Raw genomic sequence first — 22,290 nt, 5'->3', positions numbered from 1 at the left:
GGGGCCGCGCCGACGGCCACCCCGACGCCCACCCCCAGCCCGACGCCCACCCCCACCGCCACCGCCACCGCCGTGGCCACGACGGCGGGCGGGGCGATCGACCCGGAGAAGGCGCTCGCGCTCGCGGAGGCGACCCCGTACGCGGCCACCCAGGACTTCACCATCGAGGCCGGCCCGCTCAACTCGCGCACCAAGGCCCGGGTGAACCTCAACGGCCCGGTCCGCTCCGGCCGCCTCACCGAGTCCATGACCGCCGCCGGCGGCGACATGGTCGGCGGCGGCAGCGACACCCCGAACGTCGTCGTCACCGGCGACGGCACCACCTACATCCGCAGCGGCAGCAGCTGGCGCACCTCGCCGCTCGGCGACCGGGTCGCCGACTACCACGGCTACGCCAAGGCGCTGCTGGCCCTCGGCCCGTCCGCCCGCACGGGGATGGAGGACTGCGACGGCACGCCCTGCTTCCACCTCTCCGGCACGGTCGGCGTGGAGCAGATGAAGCCGCTGGAGGCCGAGCAGTACAAGATCCTCAAGAGCAAGGGGGTGGAGAGCTTCCGGCTCGACCAGTGGATCGACGCCCAGGGCCGCACCGTCCGCTTCGACCGGAAGACCGACCTGGGCGGCGTCCAGATCCGCACCCGCGGCACCTTCCGCGACTTCGGCCCGGTCGAGCGGATCGACCCGCCGCGCTGAGCGCCGCCACACCCCCGCCCCCGCCCCCGGGCCGGACGCCGCCTCAGAAGTGCTAACTTAGGCAAGCCTAACCAGGCAGTGCGACGACCACACGGCCCAGGGGGCACCATGGCAGAGCAACCGACCCGCCGGACACCGCGCGCCCGTGAGGCACGGGTGCTGCGCACCGAGCGGATCACCCCGCACATGGTGCGCCTGGTCCTCGGCGGCGCGGGGCTGGCGGACTTCGACGCCACCGAGTTCACCGACCACTACGTCAAGCTGCTCTTCACCCCCGAGGGCGTGGACTACCCCGAGCCCTTCGACCTCGCGCGGATCCGCGAGGAGTTCCCGCCCGAGCAGCGGCCGGTCACCCGGACGTACACCGTGCGGGCCTGGGACCAGGCGCTGCACGAGCTGACCGTCGACTTCGTGGTGCACGGCGACGAGGGCCTCGCCGGGCCCTGGGCGGCCCGCGTGCAGCCCGGCGAGACGGTGCGCTTCCTGGGCCCCGGCGGCGGCTACGCCCCCGACGCGGACGCCGACTGGCACCTGCTGGCGGGCGACGAGAGCGCGCTGCCCGCGATCGCCGCGGCGCTGGAGCGGATGCCGGCCGACGCCGTGGTGCACGCCTTCGTCGAGGTCGCCGACGCCGCCGAGGAGCAGAAGCTCCGCTCGCCCGCCCGGGCCGCGGTCCACTGGCTGCACCGCGGCGCCCGCCCGGTGGGCCAGGCGCTGGTCGAGGCGGTCGGCGCCCTGGAGTTCCCCGCCGGCACGGTGTCCGCGTTCGTGCACGGCGAGGCCGGCTTCGTGAAGGACCTGCGGTACCTGCTGCGGGTGGAGCGCGGCGTCCCGCGCGAGCGGCTGTCGGTCTCGGGCTACTGGCGGCTCGGCCAGAGCGACGAGGCCTGGCGGGCCGTCAAGCGCGAGTGGAACGCCCAGGTCGAGGCCGAGCAGGAACAGGCCGGCTGACCCGGGCCCCGGCGGGCGGTCGGTGGCACCCCGCGCCCGCCGGGCCTGCGGCCGCGGGCCCTCGGTTACCCGCCGCAGCCCGGACCCCCACCCGTGCACCGCCTCTGCCGCACCCCACCCCGTCCCCCGCCTGTGCGTCCCCGTCCTCCGGCCGGGCGGAGATTCGGTTCCGTCGTGCAACCCTTGCGCCGTCGCGGCGGTGAGTAGGGCAGAGCGATGGCCCAATCGGGCCGTCGCGCGGAACGTGAAGAGGAACTGGATGACCGCGAGGATACTGCCCGCCCCGGTGGAGGACCGGCCCCGGCCCGCCCCCGCTGCCGCGGGCGGCCCCGGCCTGCGGGAGCTCGACTTCGAGGGGTACGCCGCCTCGCGCTGGCCACGGCTGGTGCGCACCGCCTACCTGCTCACCGGCGACCACCACGAGGCCGAGGACGTCGTCCAGGCGACGTTCGCGAAGGCCTTCCGGAACTGGCCCCGGATCAGCCGCCTCCAGGAGCCGGACGCCTACGTCCACCGGGCCCTGGTGAACAACAACCTGAGCCGGCACCGGCGCCGCAGGGTCAGGCAACTGCTCGTGCCCGTCCTGCCCGACCGGGCGCACACCGCGGGCGCCGACCACCGCGACGTCGAGGAGCGTTCGGTACTGCTCCAGGCGCTGGCCCAACTGCCGCAGCGCCAGCGGGCCGTGGTCGTCCTGCGCTACTGGGAGGACATGAGCGAGCAGCAGGTCGCCGAGATCCTCGGCTGCTCGCCGGGCAACGTGAAGAGCCAGGCCAGCAGGGGCCTGGCGAAACTGCGCACCCATCCGGCGCTGGCCCCCTACGCGGGCGGCAGCGGTTCGACGACCGACGGCACGAACGGAGACGACAGCTGATGGACACCGAGGACATGGTGCGCGGCGCCCTGCGCGACGAGGCGTCCCGGCTCACCGTGGCGCACTGGTCCGCCGAGCCCGTACGGATCCACGCCCGCCGCCAGCGGAGGCGGATGGCGGTGGGCGCGTCGGCCGTGGCGGCCGCGCTCGCGGTGGCGGTCGGCACGGGCACCGTGCTGTCCGCCCGGCACGGCGACGGGGCCCTCGCCCCGGCCGCGGCCCTGGCCACCCAGGCCCCGCTGCTCCCGGCGGGAGCGGCCCCCGAGGCCGTCCTCGCCGAGCCCGGCCGGCAACTGCCGCTGGACCGCCCCGACTGGTGGATGCAGTTGAAGGACCGGGAGATCTGCATCCACGACGCCCCCTCCTACGGCAGCGGCCCGGGCTGCAGCGGCTACTCCTGGGATGCGGGCGCCACCACCGAGCTCACCGTGCAGTACTACGCGGGCCCCGACCAGCAGGGCCTGTACAACCTCGTCTACCACGGGCCCGGACAGGTCGCCCGGATGACCGTCGAACTCGACGGCCGGGCCCACTGGGCCACCGTCGCCTCGCTCCCCGGCACCCCGGGCTACGCCAGCGGCTACGCCTGGGCGCCCGCCCTCAAGCCCACCGGCTCCGGGAAGGGCCGGCCCCAGCCCCTCACCGGCATCAGGCTCGCCGCGTACGACGCCCAGGGAAAGCTGCTGGCGAGCAAGAGCCTGTAGCCCCGCGGCGGTGTCTCCTGCGGCCGGTCCGCGGGAGGCGCCACCGGCCCGGGCCGGGCGTTCTAGGGCGAGTCTGACAATTCGCGTCGGATCAGCGTGCGGCGTTGGGGTGCGTGCATCGCAAGGCGGAGGAGGGAGTCCATGCGGAGCATCGGCGACTGACGACAACGCGGCGAGGTGCGCTTGTGCCCTGGGGGTACCTCCCGGCCGAAGGCTGGGGGAGCGTCGCGCGCCCGGCGGGAATTGTCAGACTCGCCTTAGGGTGTCGGACATGCCGCTCGTCGACGTGACCCACGTGCCCACCGTGCCCGAGTCCACCCTGCGCGATCTGGGCTCGGTGCTGCCGCACCTGGTGTCCCTGGCCGTGCAGTGCCCCGAGGAGCCGTACGACGGGGACCTGCGACCCGGCGACGTCGAACTGCGGTTCCGGCCGCTGGGCCCGCTGGACCGCAGCGGCCTGGCGGTGGTGATCGAGGTCAAGTCGAAGTGGTTCGCCAGCCGGGCGGCCGACCGCCAGGAACGCGTGGACACCCTGCACGCGAACATCCGCGCCGCGACCGGGCTCACCGACTTCGGCGTCTACCTCTCACTGCCCGTCGCCGCCTGGTCCCAAGGAGACTGACCCCCGCCCAGGGCCCGCGCCCAGGACCCCCGCCCGGGACGGGACCGCCCGGGACCCCAGCCCCCGGTGCCGCCCGCTGCGGCTGCGACCATGGGCCGCATGCTGTCGCTGAGGATGAACGACGCCGCCGCCCAGGCGCTCGGAGTGCTCGACCACCCGGCCGCCCTGACCCCGCCCGGCGGCCTCGCCCCCGGCCTGCGCGACCGCCTCGCCCACGGGATCACCCGCCGCGGAGCCGTCCTCACCTGGGCCGACTCGACGGGCGACGCCGACGCCGCGCCCGCCGCCTTCACCGACCTCACCGCCTGGGAGTGCGCCGACAGCTCCTTCCACCTGGAGGACCACGTCCCCGTCGAGGTCCGGATCGTCGACGACGCCCCGCAGATCTCCGAGGACGACCAACGCCTCCTCCTCCTGCACGGGACCGCCCTCGCCCTGGAGTTCCGCCGCCTCCTCACCGGAGCGGACCACCCGGGCCCGGTGCGCTGCATCGTCGCGGCCAACGGGACGAACGCGACGTTCAGGTTCCACCGGATCCGCGCGGGCCAGTCGTGGCACCACCCCGACCTCGACAGCTACCGGACGGACAAGATGGTCGTCCTCGACCTCGCTCCGGCCGCCCCCTGATCCCCGCCCCTGACCCCCACCCCTGCCCCGCCCCTGGCCCTCACCAGTGATCCCCGCCCCGACCCACCCGACGGCCGGGGTGCTAGAAATCCCCCGTGGACGATCACCCCCAGCCCCCGACCCGGCGCGTCTTCGTGGCCCTGGCCCCACCCGACGACGCCAAGGACGAGCTGGCCCACGCCCTCGCCCCCGCCTACACCGCCTACCCGCGACTGCGGTGGAACCGGATCGAGGACTGGCACATCACCCTCGCCTTCCTCGGCGAACTGCCCACCACCGCCGTACCGCCGCTGCGCACCGCCCTGGCCGCCCTGGCCCCCTCGCACCCCGCCCCGCGCCTGCGCCTGCACGGCGGCGGCCACTTCGACGACCGCCTCCTGTGGGCCGACATCGGCGGCGACCTCGAAGCCCTGCACCGACTCGCCACCGACGTCCGCACCCTGGCCAGGACCTGCGGTATCGACTTCAACGAGCGCCCGCTGCGCCCCCACCTGACCCTGGCCCGCGCCCGCCGCGACGACCCCACCAGCGTCCCGCGGGCCGCGGCCGGCCTCACCGGCTTCCACGGCCGCCCCTGGCGGGCCGAACGCCTCCACCTGGTCGGCAGCAACACCGGCCGCGGCCCCGGCCCGATCCACTACCGCGACATCGAGGCCTGGCACCTGGGCACCGCCCCCGGCAGCGTCCCCGCCGAGCCGTAGCCGACGAACGGTCACCGTACGCTCGCCCGTACGTCGATCGGATCTTCGCCCGCGTCGGCTAGCCTGCCCCCGGCACCGCAGGTCCGCAGGTCGTCCAGCACTGACGGCCCGCCAGGCCCGCCAGGCCCGCCAGGCCTGCCACCACACTGCACCGCACCGTACGTTCCACCAGGGGGAAGCCGATGTCCCGCACGACCCACCGCCGCACCGCCGCCACGTTCACCGCGGCCGCCACCACGGCCCTGCTCGCCCTCACCGGCACCACCGCCACCGCGGCCGCCGCGCCGCTGTCCGGCACCGAGGCGACCGTCGCCGTCGGCGCCCGGGGCGCCGTGCCGGTGGTCAGCCCCGACGGCGCCAAGGCCTACGTCGTGGTGACCGAGGCCGACAACACCTCCACCGTGAAGACGGTGGACACCCAGACCGGCGCCGTCACCGCCCGCCTGGCCCTGGGCGCCCTCCAGTGGAGCGCCCACCCGGCGCTCAGCGCGGACGGCTCGCGCCTGTACGTCCTCGACGGCCAGCGCCTCAGCGTGGTGGACACCGCCACCCTGACCCTGCTCGCCACCCTGGCCCTGCCCGACCAGCCCCGCCCCGCCGGCTGGAGCACGGGCTCCACCTCCGGCCTGGCCCTCAGCCCGGACGGATCCACCCTGTACGTCTCCCAGAACGGCGCGACCGCCTACCGGCAGAACGGCCAGAGCCGGATCCTGGCCTTCGCCACCGCGCAGCGGGCCTTCACCGCCTCCGTCCAGGTCCCGGCCCCCTACGTCGGCGCCCCCGCGGCCCGCCCGGGCACCGGCGACGTCTACGTCGGCACCAGCCAGGGCGTGGTCCACGTGGCCGCGGCCGCCACCGCGCCGACCGTGGCCGGCACCGTCCAGGGCACCGCCACGAACCTGGACTACAACCTGGCGTTCACCCCCGACGGCAAGCGCCTGTTCGGCCTCGCCGAACTCGGCAGCGGCGCCAGCACCGTCATCGACCCGGCCACCGACACCGTCACCACCACCTTCCACCCCGCCACCGGCGGCGACGTCCTGGAGAACCCGCAGGTCAGCGCCGACGGCACCCGGCTCTACCTCGCCGACAGCAACTACGGCGCGAGCAGCACCTCCGTCCTCGCCCTCGACACCGCCACCGGCGCCCCCGTCCCCGCCGACAGTGCCGGCGACCTCGACGAGGACAACCTCACCGGCCTGGCGCTGGGCCCCGACGGCCACACCTTCTACGTGGGTGGCACCGCCGGCCAGGGCGCCAACCTCCAGATCGTCGCCCACTGACCGAGCGTGACCGAGCGCCGGACCGCCCCGGCCGTCCGACGGCCCCCGCCCGCCCGCCGGGCGGGGGCCCGGCCCCGTCCCCGCGCTGACCGCGCCGCACCCCTGGACAGCGGCGGGGGAGTGGGCCACGCTTCACCCCCATGAACGCCCCGCAGCCCCCGCACCGCCCCGGCGCCGCCCGCCCCGGCGCCGCCCGCCCCGGCGCCGCCCGTACCGCGCTCCTGCGGGCGGTGACCGAGGTCGGCGACGAGGCCCCCGCCCTGCTGGCCGGCTGCGACGGCGACACCCCCGTCCCCGGATCCGCCTGGACGGTCGCCGAAGCCGCCGCCCACCTCGCGATGGCCAACGAGCTGATGGCCGCCCTGGCCGCCGGCGCTCAACGGCCCTACGGCGACGGCACCCCCGGCTCGCTGGCCGCCGCGAACGCGGCCGCCCTGGCCGCCCGGCCCGAGCGCGACCCGGCCGTCCTCGCCGCACAGATCGCCGAGCAGGCACGGGAGTTCACCGCGGCGGCCACCCCGCGCCCCGGCACCGCACCGGTGACGACCCCGCTCGGCGCGATGGACCTGGACACCCTCACCGCCTACCTGCTGACCCACATGCTCGCCCACCTCCACGACATCGCCCGCGCCCTCGGCCGCCCGCACCCGCTGGACCGCCGGCGCGTGGCGCTGACCCTGCCCTTCCTGCGCGCCGCCATGCCCCGGGTGGTCGACCCCCGCGCCGCGGCCGGCCACAACGCCTGCTACCGCCTGCGGATCCGCGGCCTGGAAGGCTTCGCGGTGACCTTCACGGACGGCGCCGCCACGGTGAGCCCGCGGCCGCCGCGCCGCCCCGACTGCACGATCCTCACCGAGCCGGTGGCGTTCTTCCTCATCGCCCTGGGCCGCCTGGGCGCCACCGACGCCCTGCTGCGCGGCAAGGTCCTCGCCTGGGGCCGCCGCCCCTGGCTGGCCCCGGCCTTCCCCACCCTGTTCACCGCCCCCTGAACCCGCCCGCCCGACCCGCCGGAGCACCGGCCGACTTGCGGGCCGCCGGGCCCGGAGAGGTGATGGGAGGGGGCGAGTACCGAACCCGTACCCGACCAGGCGCCGTCCGGCCGAGGAGGATCCCCATGTCGCACCACAAGTCGAACAAGGACGTCGAGGGCGATCCCGACACCGGCCACGGCCGCGGCCTGCCCCGGCGCCCCGACGAGGCCGAGCTGGAGGAGCGCACCGAGGAGGACCGCGAGGAGGTCGGCCTGCCGCCGGAGGGCGAGGAGGACAGGGAGAACCGCAGGTAGCGGGCCCCGCCTCCGTCCCGCCCCCGTCCCGCCCCCGTCTCGCGCCGGTCCCGCCCGTCCTGCACGGACGCCGCCGTTCTGCCGCGCCGTTCGCGCGGGACGGGCGGGCCACCGCCGCCGAGGCGTCAGTTCGCCTCGCCCTCGCCCTCGTCCGCCCCGCCCTCGTCCGCCTCGTCCGCCCCGTACTGCCGGTGCACGTCCAGGAAGGGCAGCCGCACCCGCTCCCGCCACTCGGCCACCTGCGCGTGCGCCGCCGGGCGCACCGCCGCCGCCTCGGCCGCGTCCTCGGCCCAGCCGTACGGGTACGGGCTGCCCAGGGCCACCGCCGCCACGGCCAGGTAGCGGGCCATCGCCGCGTCGTCCGCCACCGCCAGGGTCTCCACCTCGCCCCGGTCGAGCGCGATGCCGATCTCCCAAGCCCCGTGCGCCGTCCGCCGCGCGTCCCAGCCCCGCGTCCACCGCACCTGCTCCGCCGTGACCTCACCGCCCGGCCGGGGCTCCAGCCCCGCGTCCCGCAGCGCGGGGACCACGGCGGCGGGGGAGTCCCAGGGGATCGGCAACCCCGCGCTCACCGCCACGCCGAGCACCGTGCGGCACGGGTACGGCGTACCGCAGCACGCACAGCGCGGCTGCTCCGACCCGGCGCCACCGCCCTGCGCCCGGGCGGGCTCGTGCAACTGCACGACGCCACCCAGCAGGTACTGGTGCCGGCCGACCGGCTGCCCCGCCTCCTTCGAGTCCCGCAGGAACAGCTGCAACAGCCGGTGGAACAGCCGCCCGGCCTCGTAACCGCCCAACGGCGGCACCGGCACCTGCACCGGTACCCGCACCCCACCGTCACTTCCCTGCCCGTCACGACCCATGCGGGCGAGCCTAGGGCCTGCACTGTCGTGCCACGGTGCCGTACGGCTGCGATGAGCACCGCACACGACATCGGCCAGGTCATCGCCCACCGCGAACTGCTGTACACCGCCCCGGACGGGACGCGGTCCCCGGTGCTGCTCGAACTCGGCGCGCCCCGCCGGGATCCGCAGGGCCCGGACTGGTCCTGCCCCTGCCGCATCACCGGCCACCCGGACATCAGCGACCGGGTGACCGGCTACCAGCCGGCCGCGCTACCGGCCGGCCGCGCCGACCGCCTCCAGCACCTGCGTCACCAGGGGGACATCGGCCTTGGGGATCAGGATCACGTGCTGCGCGCCGTCCGCCACCAGGTCGAAGCGCGCCATCTTCGGGTGCGGGGTGCGCTGCTCCGACGCCGACAGGCCGAACGGCCCCCGGAGGGCGACGTCCTCGCCGGTGCGCCGGTTGCGCCAGGCCACCGAGCCGGCCGTCAGGTGCAGGTAGCCGGAGGCCGTGTGCGCGACGGTGCGCCCCTTGCCGACCGGCAGCATCCTGACCGTGCCCAGCGTCGGGCTCGAACAGGCCACCTGCAAGGTGGTGCCCGCCCGCAGGTCGGCCAGGTCCTTCTCCGTGCTCGGCCGGCGCAGGCCGACCATCGACAGCAGGACGTCGGAGAAGGTTCTGGTGCCCGCCGCGCGGCGGATGTCGGTCGTCATGGCGCAGATCCTCCCAGGTGGCACCGGCAGGCCTGTGACCAGGGGGGTTGTTCGTTCCGGCGGGTGGGGGCGGGCCGTCACGCGAAGCGGGAGCTGCGCACCGGCCCGGCGGAACGCACCCGGTCGCGCGGACCGGCGCCGGGCCAGCCGGCCGCGCGGGCGGCGAAGGCCGTGAGGACGTCGTCCGGGTCGGCCGGGGTCCCGCCGTCGCCCTCCGGCGCCTCGGGGGCGGCGGCCAGGATCGCCTCGGCGAGCTCCTCGGCCGAGCGCGGGTCGGGCCCGGCCTCCGCCGGTTCGCCGTCCTCGCCGAACTGCAGGCCCGGCTCCCACGGGGCGTTCACGATCTGCCCCAGCAGGGTGGAGACATCGGCCGTCACGGCCGGCGGGTCCGTCCAGCAGGTGGCGTGCTCGAAGAGCAGCTGGCCCGCCACCCGCTCGTTCAGCTGCGCCACCACGGCGGGATCGCACTCGTTCAGGTCGTACGCGACCACCAGCGCACCCGGCGTGCCCGGCCGGAACGGCGCCGCCGGGACCCCGAGCAGCCGCGCCGCGGCCAGTCCGAGCGCCCGGCTGCCCCGGTCGGCCAGCAGCGCGACCGAGTCGGGCTTGTGGCCGGTGGCGGCCAGGACGGCGCGCAGCCGCTCCAGACCGTAACGGCAGTGCCCGAAGTCGTCCTGGAGGTAGGCCCAGCGGCCGGTCATGCCCTGCTCGAAGCCGTGCGGCGAGAGGGTGGTGAGCAGGCCGCCGGTGAGCACGTAGTGCCAACCCCGCAGGTCCCGCTCGTCGACCGGCGGCAGCTGCGCGGCCCGCTCCAGCATCCGTCCGACCCGCTGGCCCGGCCCCACCCAGATCCCCTCGGGGGCTGACATCGCCCCGAACACCTCACGTGCCAGCGCTGTTTGACCGTCCATCAGGGCGTTGTAGACCGTCAGGTAGCGGTCCGGCCAGTCGTCGAGCCGCTCGTCGTGCTCGCGCAGCACGGCCAGGGCCTCGCCGTGCCGCTCGCAGCCCTCCAGGGCCGAGACCAGCTCCAGCAGCACCTTGCGCAGCCCGAGCGGCGGGCCGGCCTGCGGCTTGGCCTTGCGGCGGAACAGGCCGCCGCGCGCCGCGGCCGCCGGCGGCGCCTGGACCAGCCGCAGCGCCTCCCGCAGCGCGGGCACGGCCACCGCGTCGATGCCGCGCTCGACGCAGGCATAGCCGTAGTCGTAGAGCCGCTCGACCTCCCCGGGCCGGGCCGCCAGCGCCGTCGAAGCCTGCGCCAGGTCCTCGAAACCGGCGCCTTGGGCCAGCCGGGCCACCAGCGGCGCGACCTCGGCGGGCGGGACCCGGTCCGCGGCGGAACGCAGCACCCGCATCGATCCCTGCGAGTCGCCGGACTTGCAGAGCTCCCAGGCTTCGGACAGTTCGCTGGTCATGTGTCTCCCGAGGTCAGAGGGCATACAGAACCCCAGGATGATCCTCGACCGACCACCCCCCGGGCAACCCGGTTTCCGCCACCCGCCGCCCCTGCCGCCGCCCTGCCGCCGCCTTCGCCCCCCGCAGGCGGAGAGACCGGCCAACTCCGGCCGGGGGATAGCCTGTTCCCCATGCCGACCAGCCGCCCCGCGCACCCGGACCCCACCACCCGCGACCGCCTGCTCGCGTTCGGCTCGCTGCCCGCGGCGGCGGCCGTGCTCACCGGCGTGAACGCCCTGTACCTGCTGCTCGTGGTCCTCGGGAACGTCACCGACTTCGCCACCAACCAGCACTTCGTCCAGCACGTGCTGGCGATGGACACCACCTTCCAGGACCGGGACCTGATGTGGCGCTCCATCACCTCCCCGGGCCTGCAGAACGCCGCCTACGTGGCGATCATCGTCTGGGAGGCGCTGAGCGCCCTGGTGCTGGCGGCGGGAACGGTCGCCTGGTGGCTGCGGCCGCAGCTGGCACGCAGCATCAGCACCCTCGGCCTGCTGCTGATGCTGCTCCTCTTCGGGGCCGGGTTCATCGGGATCGGCGGCGAGTGGTTCGCCATGTGGCAGTCGAAGGCCTGGAACGGCCTGGACGCGGCGATCCGCAACGTCACCCTGGCCGGGCTGGCCCTGGTGGTGGTGAACCTGCCGCACCACCGCACACCCGCCCCGCCGGAGTGAGACACCCCCCCGAGCCGTCACCGCGGCTGATGCCCGTCCGACCGGCCCGACCGGCCCGACCGGCCCGACCGGCCCGACCGGTCCGACCTGCGTGGAAGCCGTCGGCGGCACCCCATAGAGTCCTTCTGGCGTTCTGGACTACGTGAAGAGGCATGGCGGGGTTGTGGGTGTGTTCGTGACGACGGTCGGGAAGCCGGTGGCCACCGGCGTGCGCGGGACGGGCCGCGAGGGGGAGCAGGCCTGATGGACCGCAAGACGTACACCACCGAGCTGGCCGGCCTGCGCGAGCTGCGCGCCCGGATCGCGGCCGCCGAGAAGCAGGTCGCGGCCGCGCGGAAGGAGCTGGACAAGCTCACCGCCCAGCGTGCGCGACAGGTGGCCGGGCTCGCGGGCTACGAGGGCGCCCAGGCCGCGCCGATCGCGAAGGCCTCGGGCCTGTCGGTCGGCGACGTCGTACGGATCGCCCCGCTGCTGGACCCGACCCCGGCCGCCGTCCGCACCGCCAGGACCGACGACCAGGCCGCCGGCCCGACTTCGGCGCCCGAGGTGCCGGAGGCCGAGCCGGTCGACGAGCCTGCCGTTGCGGTCGCCCCGGCGCTGACCCGCCCGGCCCCGGCCGTCCCGGTGACCGAGGCGCCGACCGAGGTCGAGGACCAGGTCGGCGCCGAGCAACTCGCCGTGCTGCAGACAGGGTCGGCCACATCGGCCCCCGGGGAGACAGAACCCGGCGTACAGGCCGCCTCCGACCGCACCACTACATCGATCCCCGGCGCCATTGGGCAGCATCCGGTCGCGCCGGTCGCCGTCGCCCCGCGCCCGGTGGCCGAGGCCGGGCCACGTGAGCTGCCCACCCTCCCCGAGGGCCCGGCGGGCGCCCGGTTCGAGGCGGTCACCACCGGCCTGGCCTCCAAGCGCCCCAACTTCACCCAGCAGGCCCGCTCCACGGTGTTCCTGGACGCGGCGACCGGCCAGCTGGCCGTCCGCGACCGGACCGTGCGGCTCGACCTCGGCGCCCGCACCCCGGGCGAGGTCCTGGACGCCGTCCTGGCCGCCGCGCCCGGCACCGAGCGCGTCTACATCACCGCCGGCGCCCCCTGGCACGACGGCGCCGAGCGCTACTCCACCCTCAAGGACGCGGTCGCGGCCTGGCTCAACACCCCGTCCGAGCGGTGGACCACCGCCGTCGGCTCCGGCCGCGACAAACTCGCCGGGCACTTCGTCCACCAGCGCCAGCCCGTCGGCCGTTACGCCCCGGCCGCCGCCCCGGACGGCCCGGTCACGGAGATCCGCAGCATGGGGGAGTGGTTCGACCCGGACGGCGCCGACGTCGTCACCTGCCGTCAGGCGTTCACGCTGCTGTGGCAGGCGCTGCGCCGCCACTGGGACGACGCGGTCCTGATGGGCTCCCCGAGCCAGACCGGCCGGGACCTGTGGTCGCGCACCGTCCCGACCAGCGGCAGGTGGGCCGGCGGCTACCCGGTCCTGTCCGAGGAACTGCGCGGCCTGCTGCACGCCACCGGCGGCCAGGGGCGCACCGAGCTGATCCTGCCCCCGCGCGTCCCGGAGCAGCTGCCCGCCCTCGTTGAGTACGACCGCACCTTCGCCTACGCCAAGCATCTGTGGAAGTCGCCGGTCGGCACCCCGCGCCGGATCACCGCCGCCGCGTTCGCCGCGATGACCGAGCAGGAGCAGGCCAAGGCCCTGATGTCCTGCTCGCACTGGAACATCCGGGTCACCGTCCCGGCCGGCTGGAACCACGTCGGCCTGCTGCCCGCCCCCGTCACCGGGGACCGCGCCTGGGTCTACCCCGCCGAGCCCGGCGCGACCTTCACCACCTGGGCGGGCGGCGCCGAGGTCCACCTCGCGCTCGCCAACCACCTGGCCCCGTGGCGGATCGAGGTCCTGGGCGGCCTGCTCTTCGAGGACGGCAAGCCGCTGGACGAGTGGGGCAAGCGGTTGAAGGCGGCCTGGGCGGAGCTGACCAACCTCTCCCGCGTCCACGGCGACGAGCGCCAGCGCCAGGCCGCCTACCTCGCCTCGCGCGCCGTCCGCAGCGTGCTGCTGTTCGGTCTGGGCGGCTTCGCCCAGCGCCCGCGCCTGGTCTCCGGCACCACGCCCGTCGGGGAGGCGCTCCCGGCCGGGGTGGAGATCCTCGGCCAGGACGGGACGGTGGTGACCTGGCAGCGCCAGGCCGGTTTCTCCCGGGACCCGTACGCCCACCCCGAGTGGGCCGCGTACGTGTGGTCGGGGGCGCGGGCAGCGCTGCTGGACATGAAGTACCGCCAGGGCAAGGAGGTCATCGGCCACGCCGGAGCCCTGCACGCGAGGCCCGGCACCGTCGTCTACTTCGGCACCGACGGCATCGCGCTGACCGAGCGCCAGCCATGGCCCTACCGCGGCGAGCCGGGCGACTACCTCCTCAAGGGCCACCTCACCGGCCCCGTCCCGCACCCCACCAGCCAGGAGCAGTACCTGGAACTGCGCGCCCGGGGCCGCGCCGAACTCGCCGCGAAGGGGAACGAGCAGCAGTGAGCCCAGCCGCCCGCACCCACGTCACGGCTGAGGGAACGGGGGACCAGCAGGTACGGCCGACCGGCCCGGGCCGTCTGCCAGGGGGCGCGAAGGCCGGGTCCTCGGTGCCGGTGGCTCGTTGAAGCGGCGTGGAGGACGACAAGGACGGCGAGAACGGCGAGCGGGCCCGGGCGCCGATGGTGTGGGCGCTGGCGGTACGCGAGGTGGCGCAGGGGCCGCCGTTCGCGGAGCTGATCGTCGAGGTCGGGCCGGACCTGTACCCGGAGCTGGTGGAGGCCGCGCTCGACAGCGGCTTCACGCTCGCGGCGGGGGAGCCCCCGGACACCAGCGCCGTCGTCGAGGTCGACGACGGCCGGGTAAAGCGCCTCGCGCTGGTCGGCGGGCGCCAGAACTGGGAGCCGGACACCCGCGTCGAGACGTCACCGGCCTGGCTGTCCGCCGCCGAGGACCGGGGCGCCGCCGAGGGTCGGGGCGCCGCCGTGGTGATCCTCGTGCCACCGGACACCTGGCCGCCGGGCCTGATCGAACTGGGCCCCGTCGGCCTGGACGTCTTCGCTCAGCGACTCGAACAGGAGCGCCGGGCCGGCCACGTCCTCCACGGAACCGCATCGGTGCAGGTGGGAGGGTTTCACTCCTGACGGCCGCCGGCGACCGCGTCGACGAGGCGGCCGAGCAGGCCCGTTCCCGTCCCGACGGCGGCACCCCTGCGCGGCCGCGCAAGGACGTCCTGGCCAGCGGTGGAGGCGACCGCGCCGACGGGTGAGCCGAAGGCGTGGGGACGGCAGAAGGAAGCCGACGAAGCCGGCTTGGAACAGGATCAGGCCGATCAGCCACCACCAGCCGCCGAAGAGCCCGAAGAGTATCGCCGGTCCCGACAGCGCGACGGCGAGCACGGGCCTGTGATACTCGCCCTCCCGTATCGGGGCGGACAGCAGGAGGAGGACCAGCGACGGGAAGCCGACAAAGAACAGCAGGGCCAGTCCTAGAGCGGCGAATTCCCCGTCCACCCCTCCGAGGAGAGCGAACCCGCCGACCACCGCTGCCCAGCCGCACGCGAGGGCGATCAGGTATCCGGCTGCCGCGCGAAGGAACCACACCAGGACGCTCTCGGCTCTCAGCACCATCCCCATCGGTACCTGCCCCCCTTGTTCCCTCCTGCGGGCGATATCGTCGCAGGAATATTGAACGCGTTCAATATTAGCTCGCCCCTGCTCGCGGGCGCCAGTGCGCGAGACGTGAGCCCAGGGCGGCGCCGTTCGTCAACCCCGGCATGCTCCGCCCCTCAATCGAGGGGTCCTATCCATGAGGAATGGAAAATACCCATTCCTCATGGATAGGATGCGTGACGTGGTGTTCAGTACCTTGGAAACCCTGCGGCTCACCGTGGCCGCGATCAGGCAGCGCACGGGGGAGAGTCAGCGCGAGCTCGCCGACGCCGTCGGGCTGACCCAGGACAAGGTCTCGCGCCGTCAGTCCGGCGCCCAGCCGTGGACCCTGGACGAGGTCGACGCCCTGGCCGGGCACTGGGGCATGGGGCCGCTGGACCTGCTCGCCGGCCCGACCCACGCCACCCAGTCGCTCACCTGGCCCCGCCCGGCGGCACAGCCGGAGGTGACCGATGAGTCCCGCTGACCCGTCCCGGCCGAACGAAGCCGCCTGGCTGACCCAGCAGCTGCTCGACCAGGGCTTCACCAAACGCCAGGTCGCCGGCCTGCTCGGCCGCGACGCCTCGCTCGTCTCCCAGTTCTTCACCAAGGGCAAGGGCGCGAGCATGGTCGGCGCACTGCGCCAGCTGGTGCAGGCGGTGCGCGGCGGCGAACGCGACCCCGAGGCACTGACCGCCATCGCCGGGGCGAACACCACCCGCCGCCGCACCAGGGCCGGTCACAAGGCCCGGGTGCGCGGCAAGGACACCGTCGGCGAGGCCGGCGGGTCGATGGCCGGCCGCGCCGGGAAACAGGCCATCAGGTCCGGCGCCTCCCACCTGGCGCCCGTGGTCCACGAGACCGGCCGGGTCGGCGGCCGCCTCGCCTTCACCGTCCGGATGAAGGCCGACCAGTACGTCTACTCCGCCGGATCGGAACAGGACTCCGGCGGCATCCGGCGCGGCTTCGTCCCGCGCTCGGACGGCACCGAGGAGCGCACCTACGGCTCCGCCTCCACCGGCGGGTTCGACGCCGCCGAGTGGTCCCGGCGGGTCGCCGACCACCACGGCGACGTCACTGAGGCGATGCGGGCCTGGCTGGTGGAGACCGGCCGCGCCGTCCCCGACGCCGACATCGCCTACCTCGAGGTCCGCGCCTGGGTCCCCGAAGAGCGCCGATGAGCACCGGACGCGCCGAGGAAGCGGCGCCGTGCTGAACCCGCTGCCGCTGCACCGGTTCCAGAAGGACGCGGTCGCCGCCGCCGTGAAGACCGTGCGGACCGGCGGACGGGCCACGCTGGTCGCGGCGACCGGCTCCGGCAAGACCCTGATCGCCGCCGCCTGCGCCCGGCGCCTGGCCGCACGCGGTTCGGTCCTGGTGCTGGTGCCGACGATCGAACTGCTGGAGCAGACGGCGCAGTCGTGGTCGCTGCGGGGCGGGCGCCGGGGCCTGGCGGTGGCGGCGTGCTCGCGGGAGGAGGCACTGGAGAGCGCGGAGGCCGGCGGCCGCGTCCACGCCGAGGTGACCACCCAGGCGGCCCGGATCACCGACCTGGTCACCGCCGCCCGGCCCGGCGAGCCGGTCACCGTCTACGCGACGTACGCCTCACTGGAGCGGATCGTCCAGACCCACCAGCTGCACCGGCTCCCGGCCTGGGACCTGGTCGTGGTGGACGAGGCCCACCGCACCGCCGGCTCCGAGGGCAAGGCGTGGGCCGCCGTCCACGACGACGACCGCGTCCCCGCCGCCCGCCGACTCTACTTCACCGCCACCCCCAGGATCGCCGACGACCGCCGGGCCGAGGACGGCCTGGCCGACCTCACCGCCGACCTCACCGCCGACCTCACCGCCGACACCGACGCCGACGGCGGGAGCGCCTCGGTGCTGCCGGCCTTGTGCTCCATGGACGACGAGCGCATCTTCGGCCCCACCGTCCACACCTGGACCCTCGCCCAGGGCATCGAGCACGGCTACCTCGCCGACTACCGCGTCCTCGTCCCCGTCGTCACCGACGAGGACCTGCGCGACCTGCTCAACCTGCCCGCCGTCGCCGACCTGCGCTCCCAGCGCACCAACGAGGAACTCCTGCGCCTGGCCCTGCAGATCGCGGTGCTGCGCGCGGTCGCCGACCTGGAGCTGCGCCGCGTCATCACCTTCCACTCCCGGGTGTCCGGGGCACGGGAGTTCGCGAACACCCTGCCCGCGGCCGCCCGGTTGCTGCCCGACGCGGACCGTCCGGAACGGATCCGGGCGAGGGCCGTGGCCGGTACCGACCGCCTGCGCGAGCGCCGCGCCGCGTTCGCCGAGTTCAGGGCCTCCACCGGCGAGGACGGCGAGGAGTGCGCCATCCTCTGCAACTCCCGCCTGCTGACCGAGGGCATCGACGTGGCCGCCGTCGACGCCGTCTGCTTCGCCGACCCCAAGAGCTCGGTCATCGACATCGTCCAGGCCGTCGGCCGGGCCCTGCGCCAGTCCTACCGGCAGGGCAAGGTCTCCTGGGTCGTCATCCCGGTCTACCTGCCGACGCCGGAGATCGGCGACGACCCGGCGGCCGCCGACCCGGCGCAGGTCCGCGACGCCGGCGAGGCGGTACTGGCCGAGGCCGACGCCGAGATCGAGGCCTCCTCCTTCCGCACCATCTGGCGGGTCCTGCGCGCCCTGGCCGCGCACGACGCCCGGGTGGTGGGCCGGATCACCGAGCTGCGCGCCCACCGCGCCCAGCCCTGGCACACCACCACGACACCGGCCGGCGGGGACGGTGCCGGCACTGCCGGGGCCGAGGAGGCCGAGCGGCCGGCGCCGGTGGAGCCGACGGCGGGCTGGCTGCGGATCGACGCCCGGCGCCACGCGGAGCGGATCCTGCGGACCGTCAAACTGCGGGCGTTCAACCCACGCGCCACCGAGTGGCAGCGCATGCACGCCGTCGCCGCCGCCTTCCACCGCTCGCACGGCCACCTCGACCCCACCGACCGTGCGAAGCACCCGGAGCTGATCTCCTGGCTCGCCCGCCAGCGCCACCTGGCCGGCCAGGGGCTGCTCGACGCGGCCCGGGCCGGCGAGCTGGACGCGCTCGGCATGATCTGGTCCAAGCACGCCAACGCCTGGGAACGCGGCCACGCCCACGCCGCCGCCTTCCACCGCGTCCACGGCCACCTCGCGATCCCCGCCACCGCCAAGCTGGACGACTACGCGGTGGGCGCCTGGATGCGCCGCCAGCGCAAGGCCGAAGGCCTCACCCCCGACCAGGCCGCCGCACTCGACGCGCTCGACGAACTGTGGCGCCTGGAACCGGACTGGAACCGCTCCTACCGCCGCCTGCTCGCCTACCTCGCCGCCGGCGGCCCCCTCACCGGCCCCGCCAACCGCACCGGCCTCGGCGACGACCCCGCCTTCCGCCCCGGCAGCTGGCTGCGCAAGCAGGACAAGGCCCGCACCGCCGGCCAACTGACCGACCAGCAGACCGCCCTCCTGGACGCCCTCCCCGACCGCGCGGCCCGCGCCGGAACCTAGTACTGCAACGGTGCTTACCGTGACGGCTATCGGGTTTGCTCGTTGGGCTGTTCATGGGTGGGGACATATCCGAGGTTGATGCTCGTCGCTGGTCAAACGGGTTGACCGGCCTGCATGAGCGGTTTGCCGACCGGTTCGCGCGAAGTGAGTCGCGGGAGTCGGCTCTGGCTTACATGCGGGGCCTGCTCGCGCCGTTGGAGCGCAAGAACGGGTGGACGGTGGCCGAGGAGGCCGGTCACGGGGGCCCGGACCGGATCCAGCGGCTGCTGAACCGGATCGACTGGGACGCCGACGGGGTGCTCGACGACCTGCGTGAGTACGTCGTCGAGCACTTGGCGGACCCGGGCGGCGTGCTGATCGTGGACGACACCGGCTTCCTGAAGAAGGGCACGCGGTCGGCCGGGGTCCAGCGTCAGTACTCCGGCACCGCCGGCCGTACCGAGAACTGCCAGGTCGGGGTCTTCCTCGCTTACTCAGGCAAGCTCGGCCGGACCTTGATCGACCGGGCGCTCTACCTGCCGAAGTCCTGGACGGACGACCGCGACCGCTGCAGGGCCGCGGGGATCGGCGACGAGGTCGAGTTCGCCACCAAGGTCCAGCTCGCCAGGGCGATGGTCCGCCGCGCGATCGACGACCGGATTCCGTTCCGCTGGGTGACCGCGGACGCGGGCTACGGCTACAGCAAGGGCTGGCGCTACGAATTGGAGCAGGCGGACATCTTCCATGTCGTGGCCACCACCAGCCACGACACCGTCGTCACCCGGCGGGCCATGGACCATCGGCTGCACGACCTGATGGCCGACCTGCCCCGGCAGAAGTGGAAGCGCCGCTCGTGCGGCGAGGGTGCCCACGGCCTGCGGATCTACGACTGGGCCCGCGTGGAGGTCCGGCCCTGGCACCGCCCCGACCGCAAGCACTGGGTCCTGGCCCGCCGCAGCATCACCGACCCGACGAAGATCGCCTACTACATCGCCTACGCGCCCGCCGAGGCCACACTCAACGAGCTGATCTGCGTTGCGGGCGCCCGCTGGGCGATCGAGGAGTGCTTCCAGACCGCAAAGGGCCAGTGCGGCCTGGACGACTACCAGGTCCGCCGCCACCCGGGCTGGTACCGGCACATCACCCTCGCCATGGCTGCCCACGCCTACCTCACGGTCATGCGGGCCCAGCACCTCGAAAAGGGGCCGGACCCGCTCGAACGCCAGGCCTGATACCCCTCACCCTCCCCGAGATCCGCCGGTTGATCATGCATCTCACCCGGCCCGTCCACCGCAGTGCTGACCACGTTCTGCACTGGTCCCGCTGGCGCCGCAGACGCCAACACCAGGCCCGGACCAGCCACTACAAGAGACGAGGCCACAGCCCGAGAGCTGAAGCCACGTCAGGTTAAGCACCGTTGCAGTACTAGGGCTTCGGTTGCCCGGACGTCAGCGCCGACGGTGGCGCGGGGCCCAGGCAGCAGTCGCGCAGACCCGCCGCGGCCCGGGCCCCACGCGCCCCAACTCCCGCCCCGGCGGGTGGGGCGGGATCATCGGGCTGCGGACGTCAGCCGAGGGTGCTGACGACGGTCTTCGTCGCCTCGGCGATCAGGGCGTCGTCGGACTTGGCCCCCGCCTTGCCGCGGTCGGACAGGACGACGATCACGATCGGCGCGCGCCCGCCCGGCGGCCACGCCACGGCGGCGTCGTTGCGGGTGCCGTAGCCCGCGTTGCCGGTCTTGTCGCCGATCCTCCAGTCGGCGGGCACCCCCGCGCGGACGTACGGGCCGCCGGTCGTGTTGCCGACCAGCCAGTCCGTCAGCAGCCCGCGCCGGTCCGGCGGGAGGACGTCGCCGAGCACGTAGCGGCGCAGGTCGGTGGCGAGCACCCGCGGTGTGCTGGTGTCGCGGGTGTCGCCCGGGGTGGCCTCGTTGAGGGTGGGTTCGGTGCGGTCGACGCTGGTGGTCGAGTCGCCCAGGTCCCGCAGGGACTTCTGGACGGCCGCCGGGCCGCCGAGCTCGGCGGTGACCAGGTTGGCCGCCGTGTTGTCGCTGTACTGGATGGAGGCGGAGGCCAGGTCCCGCAGCTTCATGCCGGTGGCCACGTGCTGCGAGGTGACCGGCGCCCACTCCAGCACGTCCTCCTGGCGGTAGGACACGACCTTGTCCAGGTCCGCGTCGGACGCCTTCCGCAGCAGCGCCCCGGCGGCCAGCGACTTGATCGTGGAGGCGAACGCGAACCGCTCGTCGGCCCGGTGGGTGATCTCCCGGCCGCTGCCGGTGTCCACCGCGAACACGCCGAGCCGGGCGCCGAAGCGCTGCTCCAGCGCCGCGAAGGAGGTCTCCGCCGCATCGGCCGGGGCCGTCCCCGCCACCGGTGCCGCCGACCCGCCGGAGGCCGTCGCACCCGAGGCCGTCGCAGCCGCCGCCGCGCCGGAGGCCGTCGAGGTGCTGCCCGCCCCGCCGCACCCGCCGATCAGGGCGGCCGCCAACAGGGCCACGGCGGGCAGCGCGATGCGGGGGCGGTGGAGGTCGGACGTCATCAGTGCTCTCCCAGGTGGTTCGTACCGTCACGGCCGCGCCGGTGCGGTCGCGCCGTCGCGCTCAGCCAACCAGGCCGCCGACTCCCCAGTCCAAGACCGCAATCGTGAAGTGGACGATAAGAAAACACCTATGATGGCTGGCCATGGACCTGCTGGGGCACCTGCGCCACTTCCGCGCCGTCGCCGAGGAACGGCACTTCGGCCGCGCCGCCGAGCGCCTGCGGATCGCCCAGCCCTCGCTCTCCCAGCGGATCCAGCGCCTCGAACGCGAACTCGGCGTCACCCTCTTCGACCGCGGCCCGCGCGGCGTCGACCTCACCCCGGCGGGCCGGCTGCTGCTCGCCGAGGCCGAGGCGACGCTGGACAGCGCCGCCCGCCTCCTCGCCACCGCCGCCGACCTGCGCAGCGGACGGGCCGGCACCCTGCGCGCGGCCGTCCCGCCCGACCTCGGGCCGGCCACCCTCGCCGCGCTGCTCACCGGCTTCGAGGCCGCCTCCCCGGGCACCCGGCTCGAACTGCGGGAGGTGCCGGTGGCGGCCGTGGTGCGCGAACTCACCCAGCACACCGTCGACGTCGCCGTCGTCCGCCACCCCTGCCCGGCCGACGGACTGGCCTTCGGCCCCGTCCTGCACCAGCCGCTCGGGGTCCTGCTCGCCGAGCGCAGCCCGTACGCCGACCGCCCGGAGCTCGCGGTGGCCGAACTCACCGGCCTGCGCCTGGTCCTCTTCCCGCGCGCCACCGCGCCGGCCCTGTACGACGAGGTGCTCACCACGCTGACCAGGCACGGCTGCACCCCCGAGGCCGTGGTCGACCCGCCGGGGCCCGACGTCGCGGGCGCGCTCGTGCTCACCGGCAGCGCCATCGCCCTGGTGCCGCGCACCGCGCCGCCACCGGGTACAGTCTGGCGTCCGCTCACCGGAACCCCGCTGGCCTGGCGGACCTCCACGGCCTGGCCGGCCGGGCGGGGCGGGCCCGCCGTCCGGCTGTTCGCCCACACCGCCCACGAGGCGCTGACCGGACCGGGCGGCCTGCTGCCCCAACCGCCCCACCGCCCGCTCTACCCCCGGCCCGCAATGGAGTTCCCGCTGTGACCAGCGACCGCACCGGAGCCGACCGCCCGGCCGCCGTCCGCACCGGAGCCGACCGCCCGGC

General features: G+C 75.0%; 23 protein-coding genes. 19 read left to right on the top strand and 4 right to left on the bottom strand.

Going from position 1 to position 22,290, the window contains the following annotated elements; all coding sequences use genetic code 11:
- Positions 1-72: 72 nt before the first annotated feature.
- From ACIQWA_RS37685 to ACIQWA_RS37640, 10 genes are all read left to right on the top strand, one after another.
- Entirely contained in the window at positions 73-693 is a 621-nt protein-coding gene (locus ACIQWA_RS37685; RefSeq protein ID WP_402490839.1) for a hypothetical protein, read from the top strand.
- Positions 694-801: 108 nt separating this feature from the next.
- Positions 802-1,644 (top strand): siderophore-interacting protein, encoded by an 843-nt coding sequence (locus ACIQWA_RS37680; RefSeq protein WP_402490836.1) that lies wholly within the window; start codon positions 802-804, stop codon positions 1,642-1,644.
- A gap of 259 nt (positions 1,645-1,903) precedes the next feature.
- On the top strand, positions 1,904-2,518 hold the full coding sequence (locus ACIQWA_RS37675; RefSeq protein ID WP_402490834.1) for a SigE family RNA polymerase sigma factor: 615 nt from the start codon (positions 1,904-1,906) through the stop codon (positions 2,516-2,518).
- A complete protein-coding gene (locus ACIQWA_RS37670) occupies positions 2,518-3,222 on the top strand; it encodes a hypothetical protein (protein WP_402490832.1) in 705 nt (234 codons plus the stop codon). Before ACIQWA_RS37675 ends, ACIQWA_RS37670 begins: the two co-directional genes overlap by 1 nt.
- A 271-nt stretch (positions 3,223-3,493) precedes the next feature.
- The gene (locus ACIQWA_RS37665) at positions 3,494-3,844 is read left to right on the top strand and encodes a hypothetical protein (protein ID WP_402490829.1); all 351 of its coding nucleotides are present in this window, start codon (positions 3,494-3,496) and stop codon (positions 3,842-3,844) included.
- Between the two features lie 99 nt (positions 3,845-3,943).
- Positions 3,944-4,471 carry a hypothetical protein gene (locus ACIQWA_RS37660; protein WP_360231925.1) on the top strand — a complete coding sequence of 176 codons (528 nt, stop codon included), beginning with the start codon at positions 3,944-3,946 and terminating at the stop codon, positions 4,469-4,471.
- 95 nt (positions 4,472-4,566) lie between these two features.
- A complete protein-coding gene (gene thpR, locus ACIQWA_RS37655; protein ID WP_402490826.1) occupies positions 4,567-5,172 on the top strand; it encodes an RNA 2',3'-cyclic phosphodiesterase in 606 nt (201 codons plus the stop codon).
- A gap of 182 nt (positions 5,173-5,354) precedes the next feature.
- Positions 5,355-6,455 (top strand): hypothetical protein, encoded by a 1,101-nt coding sequence (locus tag ACIQWA_RS37650; RefSeq protein ID WP_402490824.1) that lies wholly within the window; start codon positions 5,355-5,357, stop codon positions 6,453-6,455.
- A 140-nt stretch (positions 6,456-6,595) separates the two neighbouring features.
- The gene (locus tag ACIQWA_RS37645; RefSeq protein ID WP_402490822.1) at positions 6,596-7,444 is read left to right on the top strand and encodes a maleylpyruvate isomerase family mycothiol-dependent enzyme; all 849 of its coding nucleotides are present in this window, start codon (positions 6,596-6,598) and stop codon (positions 7,442-7,444) included.
- A 125-nt stretch (positions 7,445-7,569) separates the two neighbouring features.
- Positions 7,570-7,740, top strand: a complete 171-nt coding sequence (locus ACIQWA_RS37640; RefSeq protein ID WP_360231914.1) for a hypothetical protein — start codon at positions 7,570-7,572, stop codon at positions 7,738-7,740.
- Between the two features lie 125 nt (positions 7,741-7,865).
- Here the strand turns inward: ACIQWA_RS37640 and ACIQWA_RS37635 are convergent, their stop codons facing one another.
- The 3 genes from ACIQWA_RS37635 to ACIQWA_RS37625 all read right to left on the bottom strand — a co-directional run bounded on the left by ACIQWA_RS37635 (position 7,866) and on the right by ACIQWA_RS37625 (position 10,714).
- The gene (locus tag ACIQWA_RS37635; protein ID WP_402490819.1) at positions 7,866-8,603 is read right to left on the bottom strand and encodes a hypothetical protein; all 738 of its coding nucleotides are present in this window, start codon (positions 8,601-8,603) and stop codon (positions 7,866-7,868) included.
- A gap of 252 nt (positions 8,604-8,855) precedes the next feature.
- Positions 8,856-9,299 (bottom strand): hypothetical protein, encoded by a 444-nt coding sequence (locus tag ACIQWA_RS37630; protein ID WP_402490816.1) that lies wholly within the window; start codon positions 9,297-9,299, stop codon positions 8,856-8,858.
- A 77-nt stretch (positions 9,300-9,376) separates the two neighbouring features.
- On the bottom strand, positions 9,377-10,714 hold the full coding sequence (locus ACIQWA_RS37625) for a hypothetical protein (protein WP_402490814.1): 1,338 nt from the start codon (positions 10,712-10,714) through the stop codon (positions 9,377-9,379).
- Between the two features lie 171 nt (positions 10,715-10,885).
- Between ACIQWA_RS37625 and ACIQWA_RS37620 the strand changes: the two genes are divergently transcribed.
- The 8 genes from ACIQWA_RS37620 to ACIQWA_RS37585 all read left to right on the top strand — a co-directional run bounded on the left by ACIQWA_RS37620 (position 10,886) and on the right by ACIQWA_RS37585 (position 19,829).
- Complete coding sequence (locus tag ACIQWA_RS37620; RefSeq protein ID WP_402490811.1) at positions 10,886-11,431, top strand: DUF2165 domain-containing protein; 546 nt, start codon at positions 10,886-10,888, stop codon at positions 11,429-11,431.
- Positions 11,432-11,674: 243 nt separating this feature from the next.
- Positions 11,675-13,963 (top strand): hypothetical protein, encoded by a 2,289-nt coding sequence (locus ACIQWA_RS37615; RefSeq protein ID WP_402490808.1) that lies wholly within the window; start codon positions 11,675-11,677, stop codon positions 13,961-13,963.
- 128 nt (positions 13,964-14,091) lie between these two features.
- Positions 14,092-14,601 carry a hypothetical protein gene (locus ACIQWA_RS37610; RefSeq protein WP_402490806.1) on the top strand — a complete coding sequence of 170 codons (510 nt, stop codon included), beginning with the start codon at positions 14,092-14,094 and terminating at the stop codon, positions 14,599-14,601.
- Between the two features lie 99 nt (positions 14,602-14,700).
- Positions 14,701-14,949: a hypothetical protein gene (locus ACIQWA_RS37605; protein ID WP_402490803.1), complete on the top strand. Its 249-nt coding sequence runs from the start codon at positions 14,701-14,703 to the stop codon at positions 14,947-14,949.
- A 361-nt stretch (positions 14,950-15,310) separates the two neighbouring features.
- The gene (locus tag ACIQWA_RS37600) at positions 15,311-15,595 is read left to right on the top strand and encodes a helix-turn-helix domain-containing protein (protein ID WP_402490801.1); all 285 of its coding nucleotides are present in this window, start codon (positions 15,311-15,313) and stop codon (positions 15,593-15,595) included.
- Entirely contained in the window at positions 15,582-16,289 is a 708-nt protein-coding gene (locus tag ACIQWA_RS37595; RefSeq protein ID WP_402490798.1) for a helix-turn-helix domain containing protein, read from the top strand. The genes ACIQWA_RS37600 and ACIQWA_RS37595 overlap by 14 nt, the downstream gene beginning before the upstream one ends.
- Positions 16,290-16,317: 28 nt before the next feature.
- Positions 16,318-18,618 carry a Helicase associated domain protein gene (locus ACIQWA_RS37590; RefSeq protein WP_402490796.1) on the top strand — a complete coding sequence of 767 codons (2,301 nt, stop codon included), beginning with the start codon at positions 16,318-16,320 and terminating at the stop codon, positions 18,616-18,618.
- A gap of 53 nt (positions 18,619-18,671) precedes the next feature.
- A complete protein-coding gene (locus ACIQWA_RS37585; protein ID WP_402490793.1) occupies positions 18,672-19,829 on the top strand; it encodes an IS701 family transposase in 1,158 nt (385 codons plus the stop codon).
- 334 nt (positions 19,830-20,163) lie between these two features.
- On the opposite strand, the gene bla is transcribed toward ACIQWA_RS37585, so the two are convergent.
- The gene (gene bla / locus ACIQWA_RS37580; RefSeq protein WP_402490790.1) at positions 20,164-21,138 is read right to left on the bottom strand and encodes a class A beta-lactamase; all 975 of its coding nucleotides are present in this window, start codon (positions 21,136-21,138) and stop codon (positions 20,164-20,166) included.
- Positions 21,139-21,281: 143 nt separating this feature from the next.
- On the opposite strand from bla, the gene ACIQWA_RS37575 reads away from it, so the two are divergent.
- The gene (locus ACIQWA_RS37575) at positions 21,282-22,229 is read left to right on the top strand and encodes a LysR family transcriptional regulator (RefSeq protein ID WP_402490787.1); all 948 of its coding nucleotides are present in this window, start codon (positions 21,282-21,284) and stop codon (positions 22,227-22,229) included.
- Positions 22,230-22,290: the final 61 nt, after the last annotated feature.

Origin of the sequence: Kitasatospora sp. NPDC098652 (assembly GCF_044760155.1) — a bacterium.
Classification (GTDB): Bacteria; Actinomycetota; Actinomycetes; order Streptomycetales; family Streptomycetaceae; genus Kitasatospora.
Note: the sequence above shows the minus strand (reverse complement) of the source record. Positions and strands in the feature narration are given on the sequence as shown.

Excerpts from the sequence above, each read along its gene's own strand:
- ACIQWA_RS37680 (WP_402490836.1), top strand. The coding sequence starts at position 802 with ATGGCAGAGCAACCGACCCGCCGGACACCGCGCGCCCGTGAGGCACGG.
- ACIQWA_RS37675 (WP_402490834.1), top strand. The coding sequence starts at position 1,904 with ATGACCGCGAGGATACTGCCCGCCCCGGTGGAGGACCGGCCCCGGCCC.
- ACIQWA_RS37670 (WP_402490832.1), top strand. The coding sequence starts at position 2,518 with ATGGACACCGAGGACATGGTGCGCGGCGCCCTGCGCGACGAGGCGTCC.
- ACIQWA_RS37665 (WP_402490829.1), top strand. The coding sequence starts at position 3,494 with ATGCCGCTCGTCGACGTGACCCACGTGCCCACCGTGCCCGAGTCCACC.
- ACIQWA_RS37660 (WP_360231925.1), top strand. The coding sequence starts at position 3,944 with ATGCTGTCGCTGAGGATGAACGACGCCGCCGCCCAGGCGCTCGGAGTG.
- ACIQWA_RS37650 (WP_402490824.1), top strand. The coding sequence starts at position 5,355 with ATGTCCCGCACGACCCACCGCCGCACCGCCGCCACGTTCACCGCGGCC.
- ACIQWA_RS37645 (WP_402490822.1), top strand. The coding sequence starts at position 6,596 with ATGAACGCCCCGCAGCCCCCGCACCGCCCCGGCGCCGCCCGCCCCGGC.
- ACIQWA_RS37640 (WP_360231914.1), top strand. The coding sequence starts at position 7,570 with ATGTCGCACCACAAGTCGAACAAGGACGTCGAGGGCGATCCCGACACC.
- ACIQWA_RS37635 (WP_402490819.1), bottom strand. The coding sequence starts at position 8,603 with ATGGGTCGTGACGGGCAGGGAAGTGACGGTGGGGTGCGGGTACCGGTG.
- ACIQWA_RS37630 (WP_402490816.1), bottom strand. The coding sequence starts at position 9,299 with ATGACGACCGACATCCGCCGCGCGGCGGGCACCAGAACCTTCTCCGAC.
- ACIQWA_RS37625 (WP_402490814.1), bottom strand. The coding sequence starts at position 10,714 with ATGACCAGCGAACTGTCCGAAGCCTGGGAGCTCTGCAAGTCCGGCGAC.
- ACIQWA_RS37620 (WP_402490811.1), top strand. The coding sequence starts at position 10,886 with ATGCCGACCAGCCGCCCCGCGCACCCGGACCCCACCACCCGCGACCGC.
- ACIQWA_RS37615 (WP_402490808.1), top strand. The coding sequence starts at position 11,675 with ATGGACCGCAAGACGTACACCACCGAGCTGGCCGGCCTGCGCGAGCTG.
- ACIQWA_RS37595 (WP_402490798.1), top strand. The coding sequence starts at position 15,582 with ATGAGTCCCGCTGACCCGTCCCGGCCGAACGAAGCCGCCTGGCTGACC.
- ACIQWA_RS37585 (WP_402490793.1), top strand. The coding sequence starts at position 18,672 with ATGGGTGGGGACATATCCGAGGTTGATGCTCGTCGCTGGTCAAACGGG.
- bla (WP_402490790.1), bottom strand. The coding sequence starts at position 21,138 with ATGACGTCCGACCTCCACCGCCCCCGCATCGCGCTGCCCGCCGTGGCC.
- ACIQWA_RS37575 (WP_402490787.1), top strand. The coding sequence starts at position 21,282 with ATGGACCTGCTGGGGCACCTGCGCCACTTCCGCGCCGTCGCCGAGGAA.